The following is a 19,450-nucleotide window of genomic DNA, read 5'->3' on the forward strand; positions in this document are numbered from 1 at the left end:
ATGTCCGTAGAGGTGTCCATCCCCACCATCCTGCGCACCCACACCGGCGGCGAGAAGCGCGTCAGCGCCGACGGCGCCACGCTGGAGGCCGTGATCGCCGACCTGGAGGCCAACTACTCCGGGATCTCCGAGCGGTTGGTCGACGGCGGCAAGCTGAACCGGTTCGTCAACATCTACGTCAATGACGAGGACGTCCGCTTCTCGGGTGGGCTGGCCACCGAGATCGGCGAGGGTGATTCGGTGACGATCCTGCCCGCCGTCGCGGGCGGGGCGAATTGACCCGCTACGGCTCGTTGATCCAGGCGGTCGGCGACACGCCGCTGGTCGGGTTGCCGCGGCTGTCGCCGCGCTGGGACGGCACCGGCGCCGATGAGCCGCTTGCGCGAAGAGCATCGGACCCAGCTCCGCACGTGCGGCTGTGGGCCAAACTCGAGGACCGCAACCCGACCGGATCCATCAAGGACCGGCCCGCGCTGCGGATGATCGAGCAGGCCGAGCGCGACGGGTTACTCACACCCGGGGCGACCATCCTCGAACCGACCAGTGGCAACACCGGCATCTCGCTGGCGATGGCCGCGCTGCTCAAGGGCTACCGGCTGATCTGCGTGATGCCGGAGAACACCTCGATCGAACGCAGGCAGATCCTCGAGCTCTACGGCGCGCAGATCATCTATTCGCCCGCCGAGGGCGGCTCGAACACCGCGGTGGCCCGCGCCAAGGAATTGGCCGCCGAGCACCCCGATTGGGTGATGCTCTATCAGTACGGCAATCCCGCCAACGCCGACGCGCACTACTGCGGCACGGGTCCGGAACTGCTCAAAGACCTGCCCGAGATCACCCATTTCGTCGGCGGGCTGGGTACGACGGGCACGTTGATGGGAGTTGGGCGCTATTTGCGTGAGCACGTCCCCGACGTTGCGATCGTCGCCGCCGAGCCGCGCTACGGCGAAGGCGTCTATGCGCTGCGCAACATCGACGAGGGTTTCATCCCCGAGCTGTACGACCCCGAGGTGCTGACCACCCGCTTCTCGGTCGGCTCACTCGACGCGCTGCGGCGAACCCGCGAGCTGATCCAGGTCGAAGGGATCTTCGCCGGCATCTCCACCGGCGCCATCCTGCATGCCGCGCTCGGCGTGGCGGCCAAGGCCGTCAAGGCTGGTCAGCGTGCCGATATCGCGTTCACGGTGTGTGATGCCGGATGGAAGTATCTGTCCACCGGCGCGTACGCCGGTAGCCTGGACGAAGCCGAAGAGGCTTTGGAAGGCCAGCTCTGGGCATAGACGCGGAGGCTCCGGTGACACAGAGATGAACCAGCCGTACTCAACCATTCCGCCGCAGCCGAAGAAGCCGGCGGCGTGGAAGGTCGGCGGCGCCACCATCCTGTCGTTCGTCGCGCTGCTCTACGTCATCGAGATCGTCGATCAGCTCTCGGGGCACTCGCTGGACCGCAACGGCATCCGGCCACTGGAAACCGACGGCCTGTGGGGCATCGTCTTCTCGCCACTTCTGCACGCCAACTGGCAGCATCTGGCCGCCAACACCGTGCCGGCCCTGGTGCTCGGCTTCCTGGTGACGCTGACCGGCATGGCGCGATTCGTCTGGGCCACCGCGATCATCTGGATCGTCGGTGGATTCGGCACCTGGGTCATCGGCAACGTGGGCTGCGGGCTGGAGACCAACCACATCGGCGCCTCCGGGCTGATCTTCGGCTGGCTGACCTTCCTGTTGGTCTTCGGCTTCTTCACCCGGCACATCTGGTGGATTGTCACCGGGATCGTGGTGCTGTTCGTGTACGGCGGTGTGCTGTGGGGTGCGCTGCCCGAGCTGACCACCTGCGGCGGGGTGTCCTGGCAGGGACACCTGTGCGGCGCGATCGCCGGCGTGCTCGCCGCTTATTGGCTGTCCGGTCCGGAACGCAAGGCACGCGAACGGAAGAAGGCCGGCCAGCTTCCCGGCCTGACCTCATGAGCGACCGTTTCGCGCCGGTCGGCATCTTCGACTCCGGCGTCGGCGGGCTGACCGTTGCTCGCTCGATCATCGACCAGCTGCCCGACGAGGACATCATCTATGTCGGCGACACCGCCAACGGACCGTACGGCCCGCTGACCATCCCGGAGGTCCGGGCGCACGCCCTGGCCATCGGCGACGACCTTGTGGACCGCGGGGTGAAGGCTCTGGTCATCGCCTGCAACACCGCGTCGTCGGCCTGTCTTCGCGATGCGCGCGAACGCTACGACGTGCCCGTGGTCGAGGTGATCCTGCCGGCGGTGCGGCGTGCCGTGGCCACCACTCGCACCGGGCATATCGGCGTGATCGGCACTGCGGCCACCATTGCCTCGCAGGCCTATCAGGATGCGTTCGCCGCCGCCCGCGACATCGACATCACGGCGGTGGCGTGCCCGCGTTTCGTGGACTTCGTCGAGCGTGGCGTCACCAGCGGACGGCAGGTGCTGAACCTGGCCGAGGGATACCTGGAGCCGCTGCAGCGCGCGCAGGTCGACACGCTGGTGTTGGGCTGCACGCACTATCCGCTGCTGTCCGGGCTGATTCAGCTGGCGATGGGGGATTCGGTCACGCTGGTGTCCAGCGCCGAAGAGACGGCCAAAGACTTGCTGAAAGTGCTGACCGAGGGCGACTTGCTGCGACCTCACGAGGCTCCGCCGGCGACCCGGCTGTTCGAGGCGACAGGGGATCCCGAGGCGTTCACGACATTGGCCGCGCGCTTCCTCGGGCCGGCGATCACCGGTGTCCACCCTGTTCAGCGTCACGTCAGAGCGACGAAGTGATTCTCATGTCCAAACCCGTGATGTTTTCCTCTTGCGGCATCTGGGCATGGCAAGCTAGTGGCTGTGCGAATCACCATCCTTGGTTGCTCCGGCAGCGTTGTCGGACCTGATTCGCCGGCGTCTGGTTACCTGCTGACAGCACCGGATACCCCACCCCTCGTCCTTGATTTCGGCGGCGGGGTCCTCGGCGCCTTGCAGCGCTATGCCGACCCCAACGACGTGCACGTCCTGCTCTCGCATCTGCATGCCGACCACTGTCTGGACCTGCCCGGCCTCTTCGTCTGGCGCCGCTACCACCCGACCCCGGCCAAGGGCCGCGGGGTGATGTACGGCCCGAGCGACACCTGGAGCCGGCTGGCCGCCGCATCGTCGCCGATGGGCGGAGAGCTCGACGACTTCTCCGACATCTTCGACATCCATCACTGGCAGGACAGCCAACCCGTGCAGTTCGGTGCGCTGAACGTACTGCCGCGACTGGTGACGCATCCGACCGAGTCGTTCGGCATGCGGATCACCGACCCGACGGGTGCCACCCTGGTCTACAGCGGTGACACCGGGGTGTGCGAGTCGCTCATCGAGTTAGCCAGCGGCGCAGACGTTTTCCTGTGCGAGGCGTCCTGGACCCATGCACCGGAGCGGCCGCCGCATCTGCATCTCTCCGGCACCGAGGCGGGCCAGATGGCTGCGCGCGCCGGTGTCGGTGAGCTGTTGCTCACCCACATCCCGCCGTGGACTTCGCGCGAAGACGTGATCAGCGAGGCCAAGGCGGAGTTCGACGGACCTGTCCACGCCGTGGTGTGCGGGGAGACCATCGAGGTCCGTCGCCACTGACTGTCTCGTCGACGAGCGTGCGTGTCCGCACACCGACACGCCGTCGCGGCGAGCATTTCACGCACCCTCGGGCCGTGCCTGTCCCTCGGCTAGGGTTGCGACGTGTCCAGACGACAAGACGGCAGGCTCGACGACGAGCTGCGGCCGGTCACCATCACCCGCGGCTTCACCTCGCATCCGGCCGGCTCGGTGCTCGTCGCCTTCGGTGAAACCCGGGTGATGTGCACGGCCAGCGTCACCGAAGGCGTGCCGCGCTGGCGCAAGGGTTCGGGGCAGGGCTGGCTCACCGCGGAGTACGCCATGTTGCCCGGCGCCACCCACACCCGCTCGGATCGCGAGTCGGTGAAGGGTCGCGTCGGCGGGCGTACCCAGGAGATCAGCCGGCTGGTCGGCCGCTCGCTGCGCGCCTGCATCGACCTCGCCGCGCTCGGGGAGAACACCATCGCCATCGACTGTGATGTGCTGCAGGCCGACGGCGGGACCAGGACCGCGGCGATCACCGGCGCCTACGTGGCGCTCTCCGATGCGGTCACGTATCTGGCCGCGGGTGGCAAGCTGTCCGATCCGCGCCCGCTGTCGTGTGCGATCGCGGCGGTCAGCGTCGGCGTGGTCGACGGCCGGGTGCGCGTCGACCTTCCCTACGAGGAGGATTCGCGCGCCGAGGTCGACATGAACGTCGTCGCCACCGACACCGGAACGCTCGTCGAGATTCAGGGCACCGGTGAAGGTGCGACCTTCCCGCGCTCGACGCTGGACAAGATGCTCGACGCCGCGCTCGGCGCCTGCGAGACGCTGTTCGCCGTGCAGCGCGAAGCACTCGAGCTGCCGTATCCCGGTGTGCTGCCGGAAGGTCCGCCGTCGAAGAAGGCGTTCGGGTCCTGACTCGTTTACTGGTCGCCAGCCGCAACGCCAAGAAGCTGGCCGAGCTGCGCCGCGTTCTCGATGCCGCCGGCGTATCCGGACTGACCCTCGTCTCGCTCGACGATGTGCCGCCCTTCGCCGAGGCACCCGAGACCGGTGCCACCTTCGAGGAGAACGCGTTGGCCAAGGCGCGCGACGGCTACACCGCCACCGGCCTGCCGACCGTCGCCGACGACTCAGGGATCACGGTCGCGGCTCTCAACGGCATGCCGGGTGTGCTCTCGGCGCGGTGGGCCGGGGTCCATGGCAAGGACGGCGCCAACAACGAACTGCTGCTGGCGCAGTTGCGCGATGTGCCCGACGAGCGGCGCGCGGCGGCGTTCGTGTCGGCGTGCGCAGTGGTCTACGGTCCCGGCGACGCCGACTGCGCGGTCGTGCGCGGGGAGTGGCCCGGGGCGATCGCCAGGGAGCCGCGCGGCGCGGGCGGCTTCGGCTACGACCCGCTGTTCGTTCCCGAGGGGGAGACCCGCAGCGCGGCGCAGCTGCGTCCGGAGGAGAAGGACGCGGCTTCGCACCGCGGCCGGGCGCTGGCGTTGCTCATTCCGGCGTTGCGCGCGCTGGCCGGCTGACGAAGATTTGCGGCATTTTTCTAGCGCATCTAACTGTGTCATGATGCCCGGATGGGTCGTCACTCGGTCCGGGTGGGGCACCCCGGGGTCTTGATCGCCGTGTTGGCGGCCGCGGGCATCAGCGTGTCGCTGATGCAGACGCTGATGATCCCCCTGATTCCGGAGCTTCCGACGCTGCTGCACACCAGCCCGGACAACGCGTCGTGGGCGATCACGGTGACCCTGCTGACCGCCGCGGTGACCACACCGGTCTTCGGCCGGCTCGGCGACATGTACGGGCCCAAGCCGATGCTGATGGTGTGTGCCGCCACGCTGACGGTCGGGTCGTTGATCGCCGCGATGACGAGCTCGCTGCTGCCGTTCATCGTCGGGCGCGGGCTGCAGGGCTTCGGCATCCCGATCATCCCGCTGTCGATCAGCGTGCTGCGGGCCTCGATACCGGCCGACCGGGTCGGCTCGGCGATGGGGTTGATCAGTTCGTCGCTGGGGGTCGGTGGTGCGCTCGGGCTGCCGCTGTCGGCGGTGATCGCCCAGAAGACTGATTGGCACACATTGTTCTGGGGCGCAAGCGTTCTCGGCGTCACGGCGATGCTGCTGTTCTCTTTCCTGGTGCCCAACATTCCGGCCACTTCGGCCGACCGGTTCGACCCGTTGGGCTTCGTCTTGCTGACCACCGGGTTGGTGACGCTGCTCCTGCCGATCTCAAAGGGTTCGACCTGGGGGTGGACGAGTTCGACGACACTGTCGTTGTTCGTCGTCTCCGTCGTGGTGTTCGCCCTCTTCGCCCGTTGGCAGTTCCGGACCGCGGCGCCGATGGTCGATCTGCGCACGACGCTGCGCCGGCCGGTCCTGACCACCAACGTCGCCGCGATCTTGGTGTGCTTCTCGATGTTCTCGCTCTCGTTGGTCGCACCGCAGGTGCTCGAGCTGCCCACGGGAACCGGGTACGGCCTGGGGCAGTCGATGCTGCAAGCGGGTTTGTGGCTGGCGCCGGGCGGGCTGGCGATGATGGTGGCCTCGCCGATCGCGGCGCGGGTGGCCGGTCGCCGCGGAGCCAAGTTCACGTTGGTGTGCGGTGCGGCGATCATCGCGGCCGCCTACCTCGGCGCGGTGTGGTTGCTCGGCAGTCCGGCGGCGGTGATGGTGGTCAACGTCGCGATCAGCCTCGGGGTGGGCTTCGCGTATTCGTCGCTGCCTGCCTTGATCAACGCCGCGGTGCCCGTCTCCGAGACGGCGGCCGCCAACGGAATCAACGCGCTCGCCCGGTCGCTGGGCACGTCGATTTCCAGTGCCGTGATCGGTGTGGTGCTCGCGACAATGACGATCAGCTATGCCGGGCACACGATGCCATCGCTGCAGGGCCTGCGGATCGCGTTGCTCATCTCCGCCGGCGTCGCGGCGCTGGCCGCGGTCGTCGCGGTGACGATCCCGACTTCAGAAGATGCCGTCGAGGAGTGGTCGCCCGACGAGCTCGAGCTCGAAGACGATCCGCTGATCAGAGGTTGAAGCGGGTCTTCAGCTCGCGGGTCTGCACCTGCTCGACGATGATGCCCAGCAGCGGGATCGTGCCGGCCAGCAGCACGCCGATGGTCTTCGCGATCGGCCAGCGCACCTTGACCGCGAGGTTGGCGGTGAACAGCAGGTAGATGAAGTAGACCCAGCCGTGCACGATGCCGATCCAGGTCGGCGGGTCGTCGACCTTCACGACATACTTCAGCACCATTTCGTAGCAGAGCGCGATCAGCCAGATGCCCGTCGTCCAGGCCAGAACCCGGTAGCCGTTGAGGGCTTTGCGGATCGTCTCGTTCGGGACGCCCGTCTGCTCGTCTGCTTTGGGCGACTCGGGTGCGGTCATGCGGTGGTCCTGTTCTGATCGTCTTGGGCCTTGTCGGCCCGGGCCAGCTCGGCGAGGTAGGCGTTGTATTCGCGCATGGCGGGGTCGGGTTGGTCGGAGGCGGTTTGAGCCGTGGGCCGTTCGGGCAGCAATCCGGCCGGGATCTCGGTGATCGACTCCGATAAGGACGGCGCTGCTGGGGGAGTTTCTTCAAGGCGGATGAACTTGCGGTAGGCGTACACACAGAACCCCGCGAACATCGGCCATTGCAGGGCGTAGCCGAGGTTCTGGAAGGTGCCCGACGTCGACTCGAATCTGCTCCACTGCCACCAGCCCAGCGCCAGGCAGCCGGATGCGGCAATGATCACCAAGATGATCAGGCCGAACCGGCGGCGGCGGGTCGTGGACACACTACGACGGTACCGTGCCAGCGGTTATGGGTTCACCGGTGCGTGATGCTCAGGTGCTAGTGGCTCCGGTTCAGTCACGTAGGATCTTGGACATTGCGGGCGTGGCGGAATGGAAGACGCGATGGCTTTAGGTGCCATTGTTCGAAAGAGCGTGGGGGTTCGAGTCCCTCCGCCCGCACTCACACGGTCCGAAATATTGGCTCGACAACGCCTGGACAATTCAAGTCATGACTGTGCACCGGATCGACGGGCATAAGCTGCTGAACTTCGCTTCCCACATCGACGACAACGCCGTCGAACAGGCCAAGCAAACGGCGGCCATGCCGTTCGTGCACCCGCACGTCGCGCTGATGCCCGACGTCCACAGTGGCAAGGGCTCCGCGGTCGGCACCGTGATCCCGACCATCGACGCGGTGATCCCGGCTGCGGTCGGCGTGGATATCGGCTGCGGGATGATCGCCGCCCGAACGACGTTCACCGCCGAGGACCTTGCGGGCCGCGACATGTCCGCGCTGCGGAAGGCGATCGAGTCGGCCATACCGCTGTCGCCGGGGAACTACAACCACGACGTGGATCGGTTCCCGTTCACGGCGGCGCGCATCGAGGCGCTTCAGAACCTTGCCTGGCCGGGTGACGACGGTGAGGACAAGACTCGCCTCAACGTCGACCTGTCCCATTCACCGAAGTGGCGCGAGCAGCTCGGCTCGCTGGGCGGTGGCAACCACTTCATCGAGCTGTGCCTCGACGAGGCTGAAAGGGTATGGCTGTTCCTGCATTCCGGCTCCCGTGGGGTCGGGAACAAGATCGCCCTGAAGCACATCAAGGTGGCGCAGCAGCTGTGTAAGCGGTGGTGGATCGACCTGCCGCACCCCGACTTGGCCTACCTTCCGCAGGGCACGCCGGAGTTCGCGGCCTACCTGCGGGAGCTGAACTGGGCGCAGCGTTTCGCGATGGAGAACCGCGCGGAGATGATGGACCGCTTCGCACTGGTTTTCGGTGATTGGGTTGGCGCGCAGGGTGATACGAACGACTTCGTCGAGACGACGGTCAACACGCACCACAACTACACCGCCAAGGAGAAGCACGGCGGCAAGGATGTGTGGCTGACCCGTAAGGGTGCGATCGACGCTCACGAAGGCCTGCTGGGCATCATCCCGGGGTCGATGGGCACGCGGTCCTACATCGTGCGCGGCAAGGGGAATTCCGCCGGGCTCTGCTCGGCGCCGCACGGTGCTGGGCGGAGGTTCTCCCGCGCGGAGGCGCGGCGCCGGTTCACCGCTGACGACCTCGCCGACCGTATGCGGGGCATCGAGTACCGGCACGGCGACGAGTGGGTGGACGAGATCCCGGACGCGTACAAGGACATTGACACCGTGATGACCGATGCCGCTGACCTCGTGGAGGTTGTGCACGAGCTGCGGCAGGTGCTCAACGTCAAGGGCACGTAGGGGGGTTCTGGGTGTCACCTGCCTGGGCTAGCGTCGCATCAGTGTCAGGGTGAGGTCGCCGCTATCGCGGTGGTTGGATCCTGATCACCTGGTGTCTGGCTCGTAGCGTCGCTGCCGCCTTCGGGTTGGCATTCATGCGTTTTGTCGGCACCAGGTGAGAAGGACCGGCCGGCGTGACTTGATAGGAACGTGGCACCGCCCCCACTGAGATGTGTCCGCCGACCGGCCCAACTGTCACCTCACAGTGAATGGAGGCAACCACCATGGTTGTTGTTGGAGCCGATGTCCACAAGCGCACTCATACCTTCGTCGCCGTCGACGAGGTTGGCCGCAAACTCGGTGAGAAGGTCGTGGAAGCAACGAGCACCGGTCATCGCCAAGCGGTGCGGTGGGCTCGCACTCAGTTCGGCGTTGAGTTGGTCTGGGCGATCGAGGATTGTCGACATCTGTCGGCACGATTAGAGCGCGATCTGTTGGCCGCAGATCAAAAGGTGGTGCGTGTCCCGCCGAAGTTGATGGCGTTGACACGTAAGTCTGCGCGCACCCGGGGCAAGTCCGATCCGATTGACGCCTTGGCAGTGGCGCGGGCGTACTTACGTGAGCCCGATCTACCGATAGCGTCTCACGACGAGGTGTCGCGCGAATTGAAGTTGCTTATCGATCGTCGTGAAGACCTTGTTGGGCAACGTACTTCGACGATCAATCGACTGCTGTGGCGGATACATGAACTCGACCCGTCGCGGGCCCCGAAGCCTGCCTCCTTGGATCTTGCTAAACACCGCAGCCTGCTGGGTGACTGGCTTAGCACGCAGTCAGGTCTGGTCGCTGAGTTGGCTCGCGACGAGCTCGCTGACATCACTCGCCTCACCGAAGTGATCAACGCGCTAGCCAAGCGGATCGGTGAACGCGTCCGCGTGATCGCTCCTGCGCTGCTGGCAATACCGGGTTGTGGAGAGCTGACCGCAGCCAAGATCATCGGCGAAACAGCCGGGGTCAGCCGCTTCAAAAGCGAGGCAGCCTTCGCCCGCCACAGCGGGGTAGAACCGATCCCGGTCTGGTCAGGCAACACCGCCGGCCGGGTCCGGATGACCCGCTCGGGCAACCGACAACTCAACGCTGCCCTACACCGGATCGCGGTCACCCAGATCCGCCTCGAGGGCATGGGCCAGACCTACTACCGGCACCGCCTAACAGAAGGCGACTCCAGCACCGAGGCGCTGCGCTGCCTCAAACGCCGGCTCGCCCGTGTGGTGTTCCACCACCTCCACACCGACGAAAGAACCCGACAACAGCCCTGCCAACCGGCCGCGGCTTGACATAGGAGAAACCCATGGCACTCAAGACCGAGAACATCACGTTCGATACCACCGATCCCGAAGGTCTGGCCGCGTGGTGGGCACGCGCGCTCGACGGCCAGGTCACTCCGATCGCCCCGCCGTTCTTCGTCGTGGTCAGTCGTCCCGACGGGCCCGGCCTGGCCTTCCAACAGGTGGAGGATCCGACGCCCGGCAAGAACAAGGTGCACCTCGACTTCTCCACCGACGACGTCGAGGCGGAGGTCGCCCGGTTGGTCGAGCTCGGCGCCACCGAGACCGCTCGCAACAGCTTCGGTGACTTCGGCTGGGTGGTGCTCGCCGATCCCGACGGGAACGCGTTCTGCGTAGCGCCGCACGCTTAGCTCGCCGCCATCCGGCGCGCCCGGGACCGCCTCGGCGAGGATCCGGTCGAGGTAGGTTAGATTGTTCCAATAGGTGACGTGCGTCACTCTTCTTGCCGTGCCGGCTGGATCTCATAGTCACAACACTGCAAATCTCATAGCTAAGCTAACGTTAGAACTCTAAGGTCGGTCTCAGGTACTTATGTGAGATCGGAGCTACGGTGGTCGAGTTGGGCAAAGTTGTATACGTCATCTTCTTCCTGGTGGCGGCATTGTGGCTTTGCTTGACAGCCGAAAGCGATTAGCACCGAGAGTGAGTGGCCCACCGATGAGCGATTCCATCATGACTTCGGTCGATCTGATCCGCTACGCGATCGCAGATCAGGTGCGTGAGCTCGGCGGTGACGCCGACATGATCGATCAGATCGCCATGTCCGCCGCCTACGCCGTGTTCATCGGTGCCGCCGCCGATTCGGTTCGGCCTCGCTAGTTCCCCGGTTCGCTGCGGGCGCTGCCCGAGTGATTGCCGCGTCCCGGACGTCCAGTCGCTGGTGACCGACATCGACGAGCAAGCGCAAATGTGCGCCAACTGATCCAAAAGTACTGCGCCGCAAACCATTAGACATTTCCCGGCCCCCTGCCACGTTGTGCAGGGGGCCTTCACCGTTTGCGGTCAGTGTTGGCGCGTGCTTCGCCAGAATGCGCTGTTAGCTCCATAGAAAATTTGCTGGCATCGCTATAGGCATGCTCGATACCATGGCGGATAGGCGCAAGTCTCTTTGCGGGTAGCGGAACCGGGTGGGTGCAGCCCTCGGCCACTCGCTCGAATCAGGCACTCGGGCAGGGATACTGCCGGTCGTGGTGTCTATCACAGTGGTCGCACCGGTATCACATTGACGATTCACCGTAGCCAATAGCGATCTTGATCAGCTAAAATGCGATAATTCGCTAAAGTTGCACGTGCACGTCAAAGCTGGGCGCTTGTCAGCGGGGTGGGGCCCTACAACCGGAGGACGGAACCCACGATGGAAACTCTGTTGGGACTTGCCAAGGCGATACCCCCGGATGCGTGGCTGGTTCTGTCGGTCTTTGCCAGCGCCTTGGTGATCGGCCTGCATTGGGTCATTGCCCACATCGTCGGTCGAGACGGGTTCCGCGATGATCGAGACGCGTCGCGCGATGATATCGACACCGGCACCCACGTCGAGACCGAGCGGGAACTCCTCGGCAGCTGATCTCCCACCCACTCCCTTCAGTGCGTGGTGGGGAAGTGTTCGGATCCCGGGCCGCTTGCCGGAATCACCGGGATCACCACTGCCGACGGATGCGCGGCGTCGTGCAGGATCGCCTGTGCCGCGGACACGGTCGCGGAGCTCAGACCGAACGGTTCACCGGTATTCGGATTGGGCGCGAACTGCGGGTAGTCGCTGCTGGAAATCTCCAGCCGGATCCGGTCGCCCGCGCGAAACAGATAACTCGTCGGCCAGATCGCGATGTGGTACTCGTGGGGCTGATTCGGAATGGCCGGGCTCGGGTCCGACAACGAATCGCGAAACGCAGTCCGCAGAATGCCGTTGTTGAGGTTGATTGCGTCGCCATCGGGTTTGACCACGATCAGCTTTGCGGTGAAGTCGGTGTCGGCCGCCGATGACGCGGCCCACAGGTCGACGGTCACCGGACCGGTCACCTCGGTGTCCGCCGTAAGCGGATCGCTGCTGTAGATCAGGACATCGGAACGCTGCTCGACCGGAGTCTGGTCGTAGGGGCCCTGCGGGCCGGAACGGGCGCCGCAACACGAATGCCCGCCCATGCTGGGAGCGGGGTCGGTCGGGTCGTACACGTAGCGGTCAGGTGCCTGAACCGCCGGAGGGGCGCCGGTGCGCAATGTGCCGGTTCGCGCGCCCATCCCCCCGTCGCCCGACAGGAAGTAGCGGCTCCACTCGGTGTGGGGCAGCGGCCAACTGTCCGCCGACTTCCACCTGTTGGCGCCCATCAGAAAGTAGTCCACCCGCGGTGCACCCGATACGTTGTTGTCGACACCTTTCAGGAAGTGGTCGTACCACGCGAGCATCAACTCGTTGATCGGGCTCTCGCCGACGCTGCCGATGTCCTTCAGCAGCGGCGCCGGCTCGGAACCATGGCGGCCCCAGTCCACGTGGTCCCACGGACCGATGACCAGCCGCTGATTCGTTCGGGCCTGCGGCGTGCCCGCCGAGTCCACCATCCCGGTGAAGTTCTCGATCCCCCCGGCGAGAAATGCGTCGTACCACCCTTCGACGTCGAGCACCGGGACGCGGATCGACGGGTACCGGTCACGGATGCTCCATTGCCGCCAGAAGCCGTCACGTGACGAATGCGCGATCCAGTCGAAATACCATGGCGCCACCTCGGGACTGGCGGGTTGCAAGGCCGGAAGAGACCGGTAAGGCCTGAAGTCCAGCCATCGGGTCGGGTCCGCCGACGCCGACTTCAGCGCATTCGCGGTGAGGTCGTCGTGCCGGTTGGTCGCCGCGGTGGTCGCCAGCCCGATCGCCCACGGCAGTACGAACGCCAGCCGGAACTGGCCGCCCTCATACATCCAGCCGTCGAAATAGTCCGAGGCGGTATTGGCAGGCACGATCGTGACCAGATGCGGGGGAGCGGTTGTCGCGGCGAGCCACTGCGTCGCGCCCACGTAGGACGAGCCGTACATGCCCACCTTGCCGTTCGACCCCGGCAACGCCGCGGCCCATTCCACCGAGTCATAACCGTCGTCGCGGTCATGAGTGAACTCGCTGAAGGTTCCGCCGGAGGCGCCCTGCCCCCGAACGTCCTGAATGACAACGAGATAGCAGTGCGATGCGAACCAGTCCGGGCTCTGGTAGCGCGACGGCTGGACCTGTGCGCCCGACTTTCCGTACTGGGTGCGCATCAGGATCACCGGGACGGGTTCGGCGCTGTCCGGCCGGTAGACATCGGCACGCAGGATCGTGCCGTCGCGCATCCGCGCCGCCACATCGGTCTGCTTGGTGACCCCGCACGGACCGCGGCCGCTCGACGGCGGCCAGGCCGAGTCCGCGGCGGGCCTGCCCGGCGCGCCGCACGCCGTCAGCACAAGAGCGAGCGTGCAGAGCACCGCCAGGACGCGCATCGCCAGCACGTCTCCACGCTACGCAGTCCGCGGCTAGATCATCTCCTTCGCGGTGAGCCACCGCATGATCGGCCAGCCGGCGAACACCGGCAGCCAACACGTCAGCACCCGGTACAGGAGCACCGCGGGTACCCCGACGGCCGCGGGCACGCCGAAGGCGGCGAGGCCACCGATCAGAGCCGCCTCCACCGCGCCGACGCCACCGGGTGTGGGTGCCGCCGACGCGAGGGTGCCACCGACCATCGTCACGATGGTCACCGTGACGAACGTCGTGTCACCGCCGAAAGCTTCGATGCTGGCCCACAGCACCAGCGCCATTCCCAGAGTCGTTGTGGCGCAACCCAGCACGATGATCGCCAGCCGTTTGGGTTCACGGATCAGCTCGAGCAACTCGGTGCCGACCTCCTGGATGCGCGGGCGGACCGCCGTACCCAGCCAGCGGCGTGCGCGCGGCACCAACAGGAAGGTGCCCAGAATGCCCAGTGCGACGCCGCCGATCAGGTAGAGCAGTGTGGTGCTCGGCACGAAATGGGACAGGTCGGCGGTGGCGCCGGCGGCGACGCTGAAGAAGATCAGCAGGGTCACATGGGTGATCACCTGCACGGCCTGCTGTAGTGCGACGGCCGCGGTGGCCCGCAGCGCCCCCAGTCCGCCCTTCTGAAGGAAACGTGTGGACAGGGCCAGCCCGCCGACCCCGGCCGGCGTGGTGGTCGCGGCGAAGGTGTTGGCGAACTGCATGATGACCAGGTTGCCGAAACGCACAAGCCCGGAAGCACAGGCCCACAATGCCGCTGCCGCACCGACATACGTCAGCGCGGACACGGCCAGCCCGAGCAGCGCCCACCACCAGTTCGCGTTGCGCAGCTCGTTGAAGAAGGTCGGCACCGTACTGATGAACGGATACGCGACGTAGACGAGTGCGACGAGCAGCACCAGCTGGATCACCTGTTTGCGGGTGAAGCGGGTGATGGTCTCCGTCTTGATCTCGTCGGCCCCGGTCTGCCGCTTCACCTCGTCGCGCGCGGCGGCCATGACGGCTTTGGGATCGTTGACCGACTTGCGAATTCGCGCCGGAACCGCCGCCCTGGTGAGACGGCGCGACGCGTCGAGAACGGTCTGGATGCCCAAGATGTCGACGGCGGCCTGGACGGCCGGCTCGGCGCCGAACCGATCGGTCGTCGTCACCAGCAGCTGCGCGATATCCGATTGCAGCTGTTCATCGGTCGCCCCGTATTCCGAACTGCCGAAGCCGCCGAACAACACCTTGCCCGACTCGACCGTCATCTCTTTGAAACGTAGGTCGCCATGGGCGATCTGGTGCTGGTGCAGTACACCGAGCGAACCCCAGATCGTGGTGACGAGAGCGTCATCGCACGCGGTTGAAATCGGGGTGCCGAGCGGCCGTGTGTGCGCGTACAGCGTCCACCCGCGCTCCAGCGCCGCGACGACCATCGTGGTGGTGTTGGACACGCCCAGATCGCCGACCGCGATCGTCATCAGCGCGCGGTGCTCGACCGCGCGGCGCATCGAAGCCTGCAGCGGTGCCGTCTCGGCGTCGCGCAGAATCAGCCACCGCCAGAACTGGCGCATCGCGCCGCCGCTGCGTTGATTCGGTCCATACATCTCGACGACCACGCGTGCGCCGGCGTCGTCGGCCGCCGTCAACTCCAACGGGCCGGCGCCGGCCGGACGGACCACCGTCAGCGAGGTCACCAGGAATCCTCTGCGGGACAACGCGCGCACCGCGCCGTCGAGGGGCACCTCGAGTCCTGGGGTACCGACCACCCAGACCGTCAGGGCGCCGACGAACCAGCCGACCGCGAGGCCCAGCAGTGAGCGGGCCGGAACCACCGCACTGACCGCGAGGTGAATCGGCACGAAGGCCAGCAACAGAGTCCACCACCATCGGCGCCAGCGCGCCGGCAGCCACGGCCCGGAGACCGTCAAGACAGCGGCGAGCATCGCGATCCAGCGGGGATCGTCGAGGAACTGCGACAGGGTGCTCGACAGCCGCTCGGAAAGGTCGAAATGCCAGCGGGGGGCGGCGATACCGTTGCCGCTGATCGACAGCGAGAACACCGCCAGGAACCCGGCGGCCGCATACGCCGCGAACAACTTCCACTGCCGTGCGGCGATGAGCCCGATCAGGATCACGAACGGTAGTGCCAGGATCGCGATGCCGTAGGCCAGATAGACCAGGTTGGATTGGGTGGGGGTGAGTACCCCGACGATCCGCGATACCGACTTCTCCAGCCCGACCCAGTCGTTGCGGGTGATCAGCGAGCTGGTGATGATGACGGCCAGGACGACGGTCGCCAGCCCGAGCCGCACGATGTCGTTGGTCCGTCGAGCCAGCGGGAGCAGCACGTCGCCGGAAACGGCAACCTCACGCCCGTCGACTCGCATCGGTGAAACTTATCCCGAGAAGTCCCGGGCAGGTCTCATTGGTGCCTGCCGGGCGATGCGTCAGACGAAGCCGAGGTAGCCCAGCAGCGCGGCGGCGCCGACCACGATCAGCGGATTGGTCTTGGTCCGGACGAAGATCAGGGTGGCGACGCCGGTGATGAGATAGGCCCGCCAGTCGTGGTCGGCCGCCTTGCTCATGACCACCGAGCTGGCCAGGATCAGCCCCACGGTCAGCGGCGCGAAACCCTTCTCCACGGCGGACCGCAGCTTCGATTTCTGCGCCTTCTGCCAGGACATGGTGATCAGATACATCAGCCCCGCGGCAGGCACCACCATCGCGATCGTCGCGAGCACGCCGCCGACAACGCCGCCGAACACCCCGGCCACGCTCAGCCCCGCGGCGTACCCGACCAGCGAGACGATCAGGATGCTCGGCCCGGGCGCAGCCTGCGAGATCGAGAAGATGTCGGCGAATTGGGAGTTCGTCAGCCAGTGGTGGCCGGTCACCGCCTGCAGATGCATGTCCGGCAGCACGGTGTTGCCGCCGCCGATCGACAGCAGCGACAGCGAGCCGAACATCCCGATCAGTGCGAGGAAGGTCTTCATGCCTGGACCGGCTCTGGGTCCGGTTCGGGTTTCTTGCGCGGCCAGGCCCAGATCAGGCTCAGCGGCGCCAGGATCGCCAGCGTCGTCAACAACGGCCAGCGCATCAACCCGTTGAGGACGAAGGCGGCCAGGAAGAAGGCGATCGGCATGATGCCCTTGAGGCACTTCTGGCCGGTCTGGATCACCATCGCCAGAGTCAGGGCGACGGCGGCGGCCGAGGCGCCGTGCAGGGCGCCCTTCACCGCAGGCACCTCTTTGAAGGTGAAGTAGACGAAGCCCAGGGTGAGGACGATCGCAACCGGTATCAGGCAGAGTCCGATCAACGCGGCGACCGCGCCGGCGAGGCCCTTCATCTTGGTTCCGACGAAGACCGCCAGATTCACTTGATTGGCGCCGGGGACGATCCGGCACATCGTCATGGCGGACAGGAACTCCTCCTCGCCCAGCCATTTCTTCTCGACGACGATGACCTCACGCGACCATGCCCCCAAGCCGCCGCCGAACGACGCCAGCGCTATGTGGTTGAACGTGCGGGCGATCTCCAGCAGGGAGACCTTCTCCAGGGTTGGGCCCGGCTCACTCATGGACCAGATCATGGTCATGCGGGAACTCGTCCTCGACGGGACGGTTCTGCTCCAGTGGGTCCGGCGGCTCGTAGTGATTGGAAATCTGCCAGTCGCTCTTGAAGACCGCTTTGAGTCGAGCCACAACCTCCGGGTCGTCGGTGGTGATGCCGAGCTCGCGGCGCAAGTCGAAAGCGCTGCGATCGATGTTCATCGACCCGACCAGAACCTCTCTGCCGTCGACGATCAACAACTTGGCGTGCACCCGCAGATTCTTCTGCTTGCGGACCTCGACGCCGAAGCGGCGCAGCGTCCGAAGAGAGGCGAACGTATCGAGGATGTCCCATTCGCTGATGCCGTGCTTGCCCCCGCACAACACCCGCACCCTCACCCCACGGTGGGCGGCGGCCGCGATGTGGTCGAGGATCACGGCGTCCACGTACTTCGGGTGTTGGATGTACAGCTTGCGTTCTGCGGTGTCGATGAATCGAGCCATGTGGTAGCGCGAATTGGAGTTACTCCACAGCAGTCCTTCGTATCGGGGCGGTGTGAAGTCGCGATGCTCCCAGTCGGCGTTGAAGACGTCGATGATCTGTGCCACATGCTGCGGGTCGTGCGTGATGATCCCGTAGTCGCGGGTGAGCGTGAAGTACTTGATCATCAGGTTGTAGGTGGCGACCATGGCGGCGCTGTCGTCGACGACGATCGACTTCTCATGCGTCACATAGAATTTGGGGCTGGACCACTGAACGTCGATGCCGGCGTTCTTGAGTTCTTCATAGCTCTCGTCGTTCGCCCGGTCACCGCCCGAACGCTGCGGGTTGAGCATGATCCGGACGTCGACGCCGGCCTTCTTCCGATCGATCGCAGCTGCGATCAAGCTGGGCTCGGTGAAGGTGAATTGCTTTATCAGAAGCGAGCTTTGCGCGCTCATGATGAATTCTCGGACTGGGTCCACACCGTCGTCTGGCTCGACGATCACGCGCGGGGCGTTTGCAGGCATAGGTTTCGGATGCTAGCACCAGAACCTGCCGGAAACTTTGCCGTTGGGTGAATGTCGTGGGCGCGTCGCGGTCACGGCGCGGGCGCGGGACCAGCCGGGTCTGCCAGGCCAAACCCCAGTCCGGGCGGCACGTTGGTCTCGGGGCCCGGAGCGGTACCCGGCAGCGGTTCGCCGAGTTGCTCGTAGGGGACTTGGCCGAGCAACGCGCCGTCGAGCGAACCGCCCTGATACATCTCGTGCAGGCGCTGCAGGAACGCCAGCCGTCCGGTACCCGGCGCATCGGCCGACGGGCCGATGCCTGCGTCCGGGACACCCTCGCCCGGCGCGGCGGGGGTCACGTTCTGCGGCAGCAGATATTGGCTGTCGAAGGCATGCAGATCCGGGATCGCGACGACACCCGGTGCTCCCGGCGCCGACGGAATCGGGTTCTGCCCCAGCAGAAGTCCGGGTGCGTAGGCCGACAGATCGGGCAGCCCCAGCGGTCCCGCGGCAGGTGCGCCGGCCTGGCCGAGTGCGCTGCCGACAGTCGAGGCGGGCGCAATGTATCCGGCCGGCGGGGCGGGCGGAATCGCGGGATCGTCCTGGCCGGGATCTGCCAGTGCAGTTGCCGCTCCGGCCAGCGCGATACCGATCGCGGTCGACGCGACGAGCACCAGCCTCGTCGCCGACGTCCGATCGTGTGGGCTCATCCCGCTCCCCTCGTGGCCTCGGTCCTCGTCACACCGTAGTCGGCGACGGGACCGGCGACGTCGAGAACGGCGGCGAGGACGCGAATCAGCCCGCCGGTGCGGGGGCAGGCGGCGGTAGCGGCAACGCGGGGTCTGCCGGTATCGGGGGCGCTCCGGGAGGCGGCGGCGCCGCCGGATCCGGCAGGAACTGTTCGGGTCCGGCCGGGATGTTGATTCCCGGCGCCGGTGCGGTTCCAGGTAACGGCTGCCCGAGCTGGTCGGCCGGCATACGGCCCAGTGCGCCGTGCAGGAAGGCGTGCACACCCTTCCACTGATTCACCCTGGCGAACGGGCCGTCCGCTCCCGGTCCCAGTTGATACGGGGACGTCTGATCAGGGGTCGGCATGCCGTTGTTCTGCGCCATCAACAACCCAGCGCCGTTGAGGATGTCGGCGCCGGGCGGCGCCGCGGGTGCGGTGCCCGCCAGCGCCGGGGCGGGCGTTTGTCCGAGCAGCAGCTGGTTGCCTGCGGGACCGCCGAGGATGTCTGCAAATCCGTTGAGCGAATCCGTGATGGTTCCCTGCGGGGGGATGAAGCCCTGCGGGGCCGGGGGCGGTG

At 66.3% G+C, this 19,450-nt stretch carries 22 protein-coding genes and 1 tRNA gene; 14 read left to right on the forward strand and 9 right to left on the reverse strand.

The features are described from left to right. The 8 genes from HPC46_RS26385 (at position 1) to HPC46_RS26420 (ending at position 6,613) form a co-directional block, all read left to right on the forward strand. Entirely contained in the window at positions 1-279 is a 279-nt protein-coding gene (locus tag HPC46_RS26385; protein WP_179475148.1) for a MoaD/ThiS family protein, read from the forward strand. Continuing rightward, positions 276-1,280 (forward strand): PLP-dependent cysteine synthase family protein, encoded by a 1,005-nt coding sequence (locus HPC46_RS26390; protein ID WP_179475149.1) that lies wholly within the window; start codon positions 276-278, stop codon positions 1,278-1,280. The genes HPC46_RS26385 and HPC46_RS26390 overlap by 4 nt, the downstream gene beginning before the upstream one ends. Positions 1,281-1,305: 25 nt before the next feature. Then, the gene (locus HPC46_RS26395; protein WP_179475150.1) at positions 1,306-1,968 is read left to right on the forward strand and encodes a rhomboid family intramembrane serine protease; all 663 of its coding nucleotides are present in this window, start codon (positions 1,306-1,308) and stop codon (positions 1,966-1,968) included. Continuing rightward, positions 1,965-2,786 carry a glutamate racemase gene (murI, locus tag HPC46_RS26400; protein WP_179475151.1) on the forward strand — a complete coding sequence of 274 codons (822 nt, stop codon included), beginning with the start codon at positions 1,965-1,967 and terminating at the stop codon, positions 2,784-2,786. The genes HPC46_RS26395 and murI overlap by 4 nt, the downstream gene beginning before the upstream one ends. A gap of 57 nt (positions 2,787-2,843) precedes the next feature. Further along, a complete protein-coding gene (locus tag HPC46_RS26405) occupies positions 2,844-3,617 on the forward strand; it encodes a cyclic nucleotide-degrading phosphodiesterase (protein ID WP_179475152.1) in 774 nt (257 codons plus the stop codon). Positions 3,618-3,719: 102 nt separating this feature from the next. Then, positions 3,720-4,499 carry a ribonuclease PH gene (gene rph, locus HPC46_RS26410; protein WP_071942444.1) on the forward strand — a complete coding sequence of 260 codons (780 nt, stop codon included), beginning with the start codon at positions 3,720-3,722 and terminating at the stop codon, positions 4,497-4,499. Then, entirely contained in the window at positions 4,496-5,107 is a 612-nt protein-coding gene (gene rdgB / locus HPC46_RS26415; protein WP_179475167.1) for an RdgB/HAM1 family non-canonical purine NTP pyrophosphatase, read from the forward strand. The genes rph and rdgB overlap by 4 nt, the downstream gene beginning before the upstream one ends. 51 nt (positions 5,108-5,158) lie before the next feature. After that, positions 5,159-6,613 carry an MFS transporter gene (locus HPC46_RS26420; protein ID WP_179475153.1) on the forward strand — a complete coding sequence of 485 codons (1,455 nt, stop codon included), beginning with the start codon at positions 5,159-5,161 and terminating at the stop codon, positions 6,611-6,613. Here the strand turns inward: HPC46_RS26420 and HPC46_RS26425 are convergent. After that, on the reverse strand, positions 6,603-6,962 hold the full coding sequence (locus HPC46_RS26425; RefSeq protein ID WP_179475154.1) for a DUF3817 domain-containing protein: 360 nt from the start codon (positions 6,960-6,962) through the stop codon (positions 6,603-6,605). The genes HPC46_RS26420 and HPC46_RS26425 overlap by 11 nt on opposite strands. Beyond that, positions 6,959-7,351, reverse strand: a complete 393-nt coding sequence (locus HPC46_RS26430) for a hypothetical protein (RefSeq protein WP_179475155.1) — start codon at positions 7,349-7,351, stop codon at positions 6,959-6,961. Before HPC46_RS26430 ends, HPC46_RS26425 begins: the two co-directional genes overlap by 4 nt. 95 nt (positions 7,352-7,446) lie before the next feature. On the opposite strand from HPC46_RS26430, the gene HPC46_RS26435 reads away from it, so the two are divergent. The 6 genes from HPC46_RS26435 to HPC46_RS26460 all read left to right on the forward strand — a co-directional run bounded on the left by HPC46_RS26435 (position 7,447) and on the right by HPC46_RS26460 (position 11,691). After that, positions 7,447-7,529 (forward strand) — tRNA-Leu (locus HPC46_RS26435). A 49-nt stretch (positions 7,530-7,578) separates the two neighbouring features. Beyond that, complete coding sequence (locus HPC46_RS26440; protein ID WP_179475156.1) at positions 7,579-8,799, forward strand: RtcB family protein; 1,221 nt, start codon at positions 7,579-7,581, stop codon at positions 8,797-8,799. Between the two features lie 248 nt (positions 8,800-9,047). Continuing rightward, positions 9,048-10,115 carry an IS110 family RNA-guided transposase gene (locus HPC46_RS26445; RefSeq protein ID WP_456320167.1) on the forward strand — a complete coding sequence of 356 codons (1,068 nt, stop codon included), beginning with the start codon at positions 9,048-9,050 and terminating at the stop codon, positions 10,113-10,115. A gap of 14 nt (positions 10,116-10,129) precedes the next feature. Further along, a complete protein-coding gene (locus HPC46_RS26450; RefSeq protein ID WP_179475158.1) occupies positions 10,130-10,477 on the forward strand; it encodes a VOC family protein in 348 nt (115 codons plus the stop codon). 322 nt (positions 10,478-10,799) lie between these two features. After that, positions 10,800-10,946 carry a hypothetical protein gene (locus HPC46_RS26455; protein WP_171820011.1) on the forward strand — a complete coding sequence of 49 codons (147 nt, stop codon included), beginning with the start codon at positions 10,800-10,802 and terminating at the stop codon, positions 10,944-10,946. A gap of 535 nt (positions 10,947-11,481) precedes the next feature. After that, positions 11,482-11,691, forward strand: a complete 210-nt coding sequence (locus HPC46_RS26460) for a hypothetical protein (protein ID WP_179475159.1) — start codon at positions 11,482-11,484, stop codon at positions 11,689-11,691. Positions 11,692-11,708: 17 nt separating this feature from the next. On the opposite strand, the gene HPC46_RS26465 is transcribed toward HPC46_RS26460, so the two are convergent. The 7 genes from HPC46_RS26465 to HPC46_RS26495 form a co-directional block, all read right to left on the reverse strand. Beyond that, the gene (locus tag HPC46_RS26465) at positions 11,709-13,586 is read right to left on the reverse strand and encodes a CocE/NonD family hydrolase (protein ID WP_179475168.1); all 1,878 of its coding nucleotides are present in this window, start codon (positions 13,584-13,586) and stop codon (positions 11,709-11,711) included. Positions 13,587-13,619: 33 nt separating this feature from the next. Then, positions 13,620-15,992 carry a lysylphosphatidylglycerol synthase transmembrane domain-containing protein gene (locus HPC46_RS26470; protein WP_179475160.1) on the reverse strand — a complete coding sequence of 791 codons (2,373 nt, stop codon included), beginning with the start codon at positions 15,990-15,992 and terminating at the stop codon, positions 13,620-13,622. A gap of 60 nt (positions 15,993-16,052) precedes the next feature. Beyond that, complete coding sequence (locus tag HPC46_RS26475; protein ID WP_179475161.1) at positions 16,053-16,598, reverse strand: chromate transporter; 546 nt, start codon at positions 16,596-16,598, stop codon at positions 16,053-16,055. Further along, entirely contained in the window at positions 16,595-17,182 is a 588-nt protein-coding gene (locus HPC46_RS26480) for a chromate transporter (protein WP_179475162.1), read from the reverse strand. The genes HPC46_RS26475 and HPC46_RS26480 overlap by 4 nt, the downstream gene beginning before the upstream one ends. Continuing rightward, positions 17,175-18,164, reverse strand: a complete 990-nt coding sequence (locus HPC46_RS26485; protein WP_179475163.1) for a phospholipase D-like domain-containing protein — start codon at positions 18,162-18,164, stop codon at positions 17,175-17,177. Before HPC46_RS26485 ends, HPC46_RS26480 begins: the two co-directional genes overlap by 8 nt. 71 nt (positions 18,165-18,235) lie before the next feature. Further along, positions 18,236-18,853, reverse strand: a complete 618-nt coding sequence (locus HPC46_RS26490; RefSeq protein ID WP_179475164.1) for a hypothetical protein — start codon at positions 18,851-18,853, stop codon at positions 18,236-18,238. An 85-nt stretch (positions 18,854-18,938) separates the two neighbouring features. Further along, a partial coding sequence (locus HPC46_RS26495; RefSeq protein WP_179475165.1) for a hypothetical protein occupies positions 18,939-19,450 on the reverse strand: 512 nt, incomplete at its 5' end.

The organism is Mycolicibacterium vinylchloridicum (assembly GCF_013404075.1).
GTDB lineage: Bacteria > Actinomycetota > Actinomycetes > Mycobacteriales > Mycobacteriaceae > Mycobacterium > Mycobacterium vinylchloridicum.

Excerpts from the sequence above, each read along its gene's own strand:
- HPC46_RS26385 (WP_179475148.1), top strand. The coding sequence starts at position 1 with ATGTCCGTAGAGGTGTCCATCCCCACCATCCTGCGCACCCACACCGGC.
- HPC46_RS26395 (WP_179475150.1), top strand. The coding sequence starts at position 1,306 with ATGAACCAGCCGTACTCAACCATTCCGCCGCAGCCGAAGAAGCCGGCG.
- murI (WP_179475151.1), top strand. The coding sequence starts at position 1,965 with ATGAGCGACCGTTTCGCGCCGGTCGGCATCTTCGACTCCGGCGTCGGC.
- HPC46_RS26420 (WP_179475153.1), top strand. The coding sequence starts at position 5,159 with ATGGGTCGTCACTCGGTCCGGGTGGGGCACCCCGGGGTCTTGATCGCC.
- HPC46_RS26425 (WP_179475154.1), bottom strand. The coding sequence starts at position 6,962 with ATGACCGCACCCGAGTCGCCCAAAGCAGACGAGCAGACGGGCGTCCCG.
- HPC46_RS26440 (WP_179475156.1), top strand. The coding sequence starts at position 7,579 with ATGACTGTGCACCGGATCGACGGGCATAAGCTGCTGAACTTCGCTTCC.
- HPC46_RS26445 (WP_456320167.1), top strand. The coding sequence starts at position 9,048 with ATGGAGGCAACCACCATGGTTGTTGTTGGAGCCGATGTCCACAAGCGC.
- HPC46_RS26450 (WP_179475158.1), top strand. The coding sequence starts at position 10,130 with ATGGCACTCAAGACCGAGAACATCACGTTCGATACCACCGATCCCGAA.
- HPC46_RS26455 (WP_171820011.1), top strand. The coding sequence starts at position 10,800 with ATGACTTCGGTCGATCTGATCCGCTACGCGATCGCAGATCAGGTGCGT.
- HPC46_RS26460 (WP_179475159.1), top strand. The coding sequence starts at position 11,482 with ATGGAAACTCTGTTGGGACTTGCCAAGGCGATACCCCCGGATGCGTGG.
- HPC46_RS26465 (WP_179475168.1), bottom strand. The coding sequence starts at position 13,586 with ATGCGCGTCCTGGCGGTGCTCTGCACGCTCGCTCTTGTGCTGACGGCG.
- HPC46_RS26470 (WP_179475160.1), bottom strand. The coding sequence starts at position 15,992 with ATGCGAGTCGACGGGCGTGAGGTTGCCGTTTCCGGCGACGTGCTGCTC.
- HPC46_RS26475 (WP_179475161.1), bottom strand. The coding sequence starts at position 16,598 with ATGAAGACCTTCCTCGCACTGATCGGGATGTTCGGCTCGCTGTCGCTG.
- HPC46_RS26480 (WP_179475162.1), bottom strand. The coding sequence starts at position 17,182 with ATGAGTGAGCCGGGCCCAACCCTGGAGAAGGTCTCCCTGCTGGAGATC.
- HPC46_RS26485 (WP_179475163.1), bottom strand. The coding sequence starts at position 18,164 with ATGCCTGCAAACGCCCCGCGCGTGATCGTCGAGCCAGACGACGGTGTG.
- HPC46_RS26490 (WP_179475164.1), bottom strand. The coding sequence starts at position 18,853 with ATGAGCCCACACGATCGGACGTCGGCGACGAGGCTGGTGCTCGTCGCG.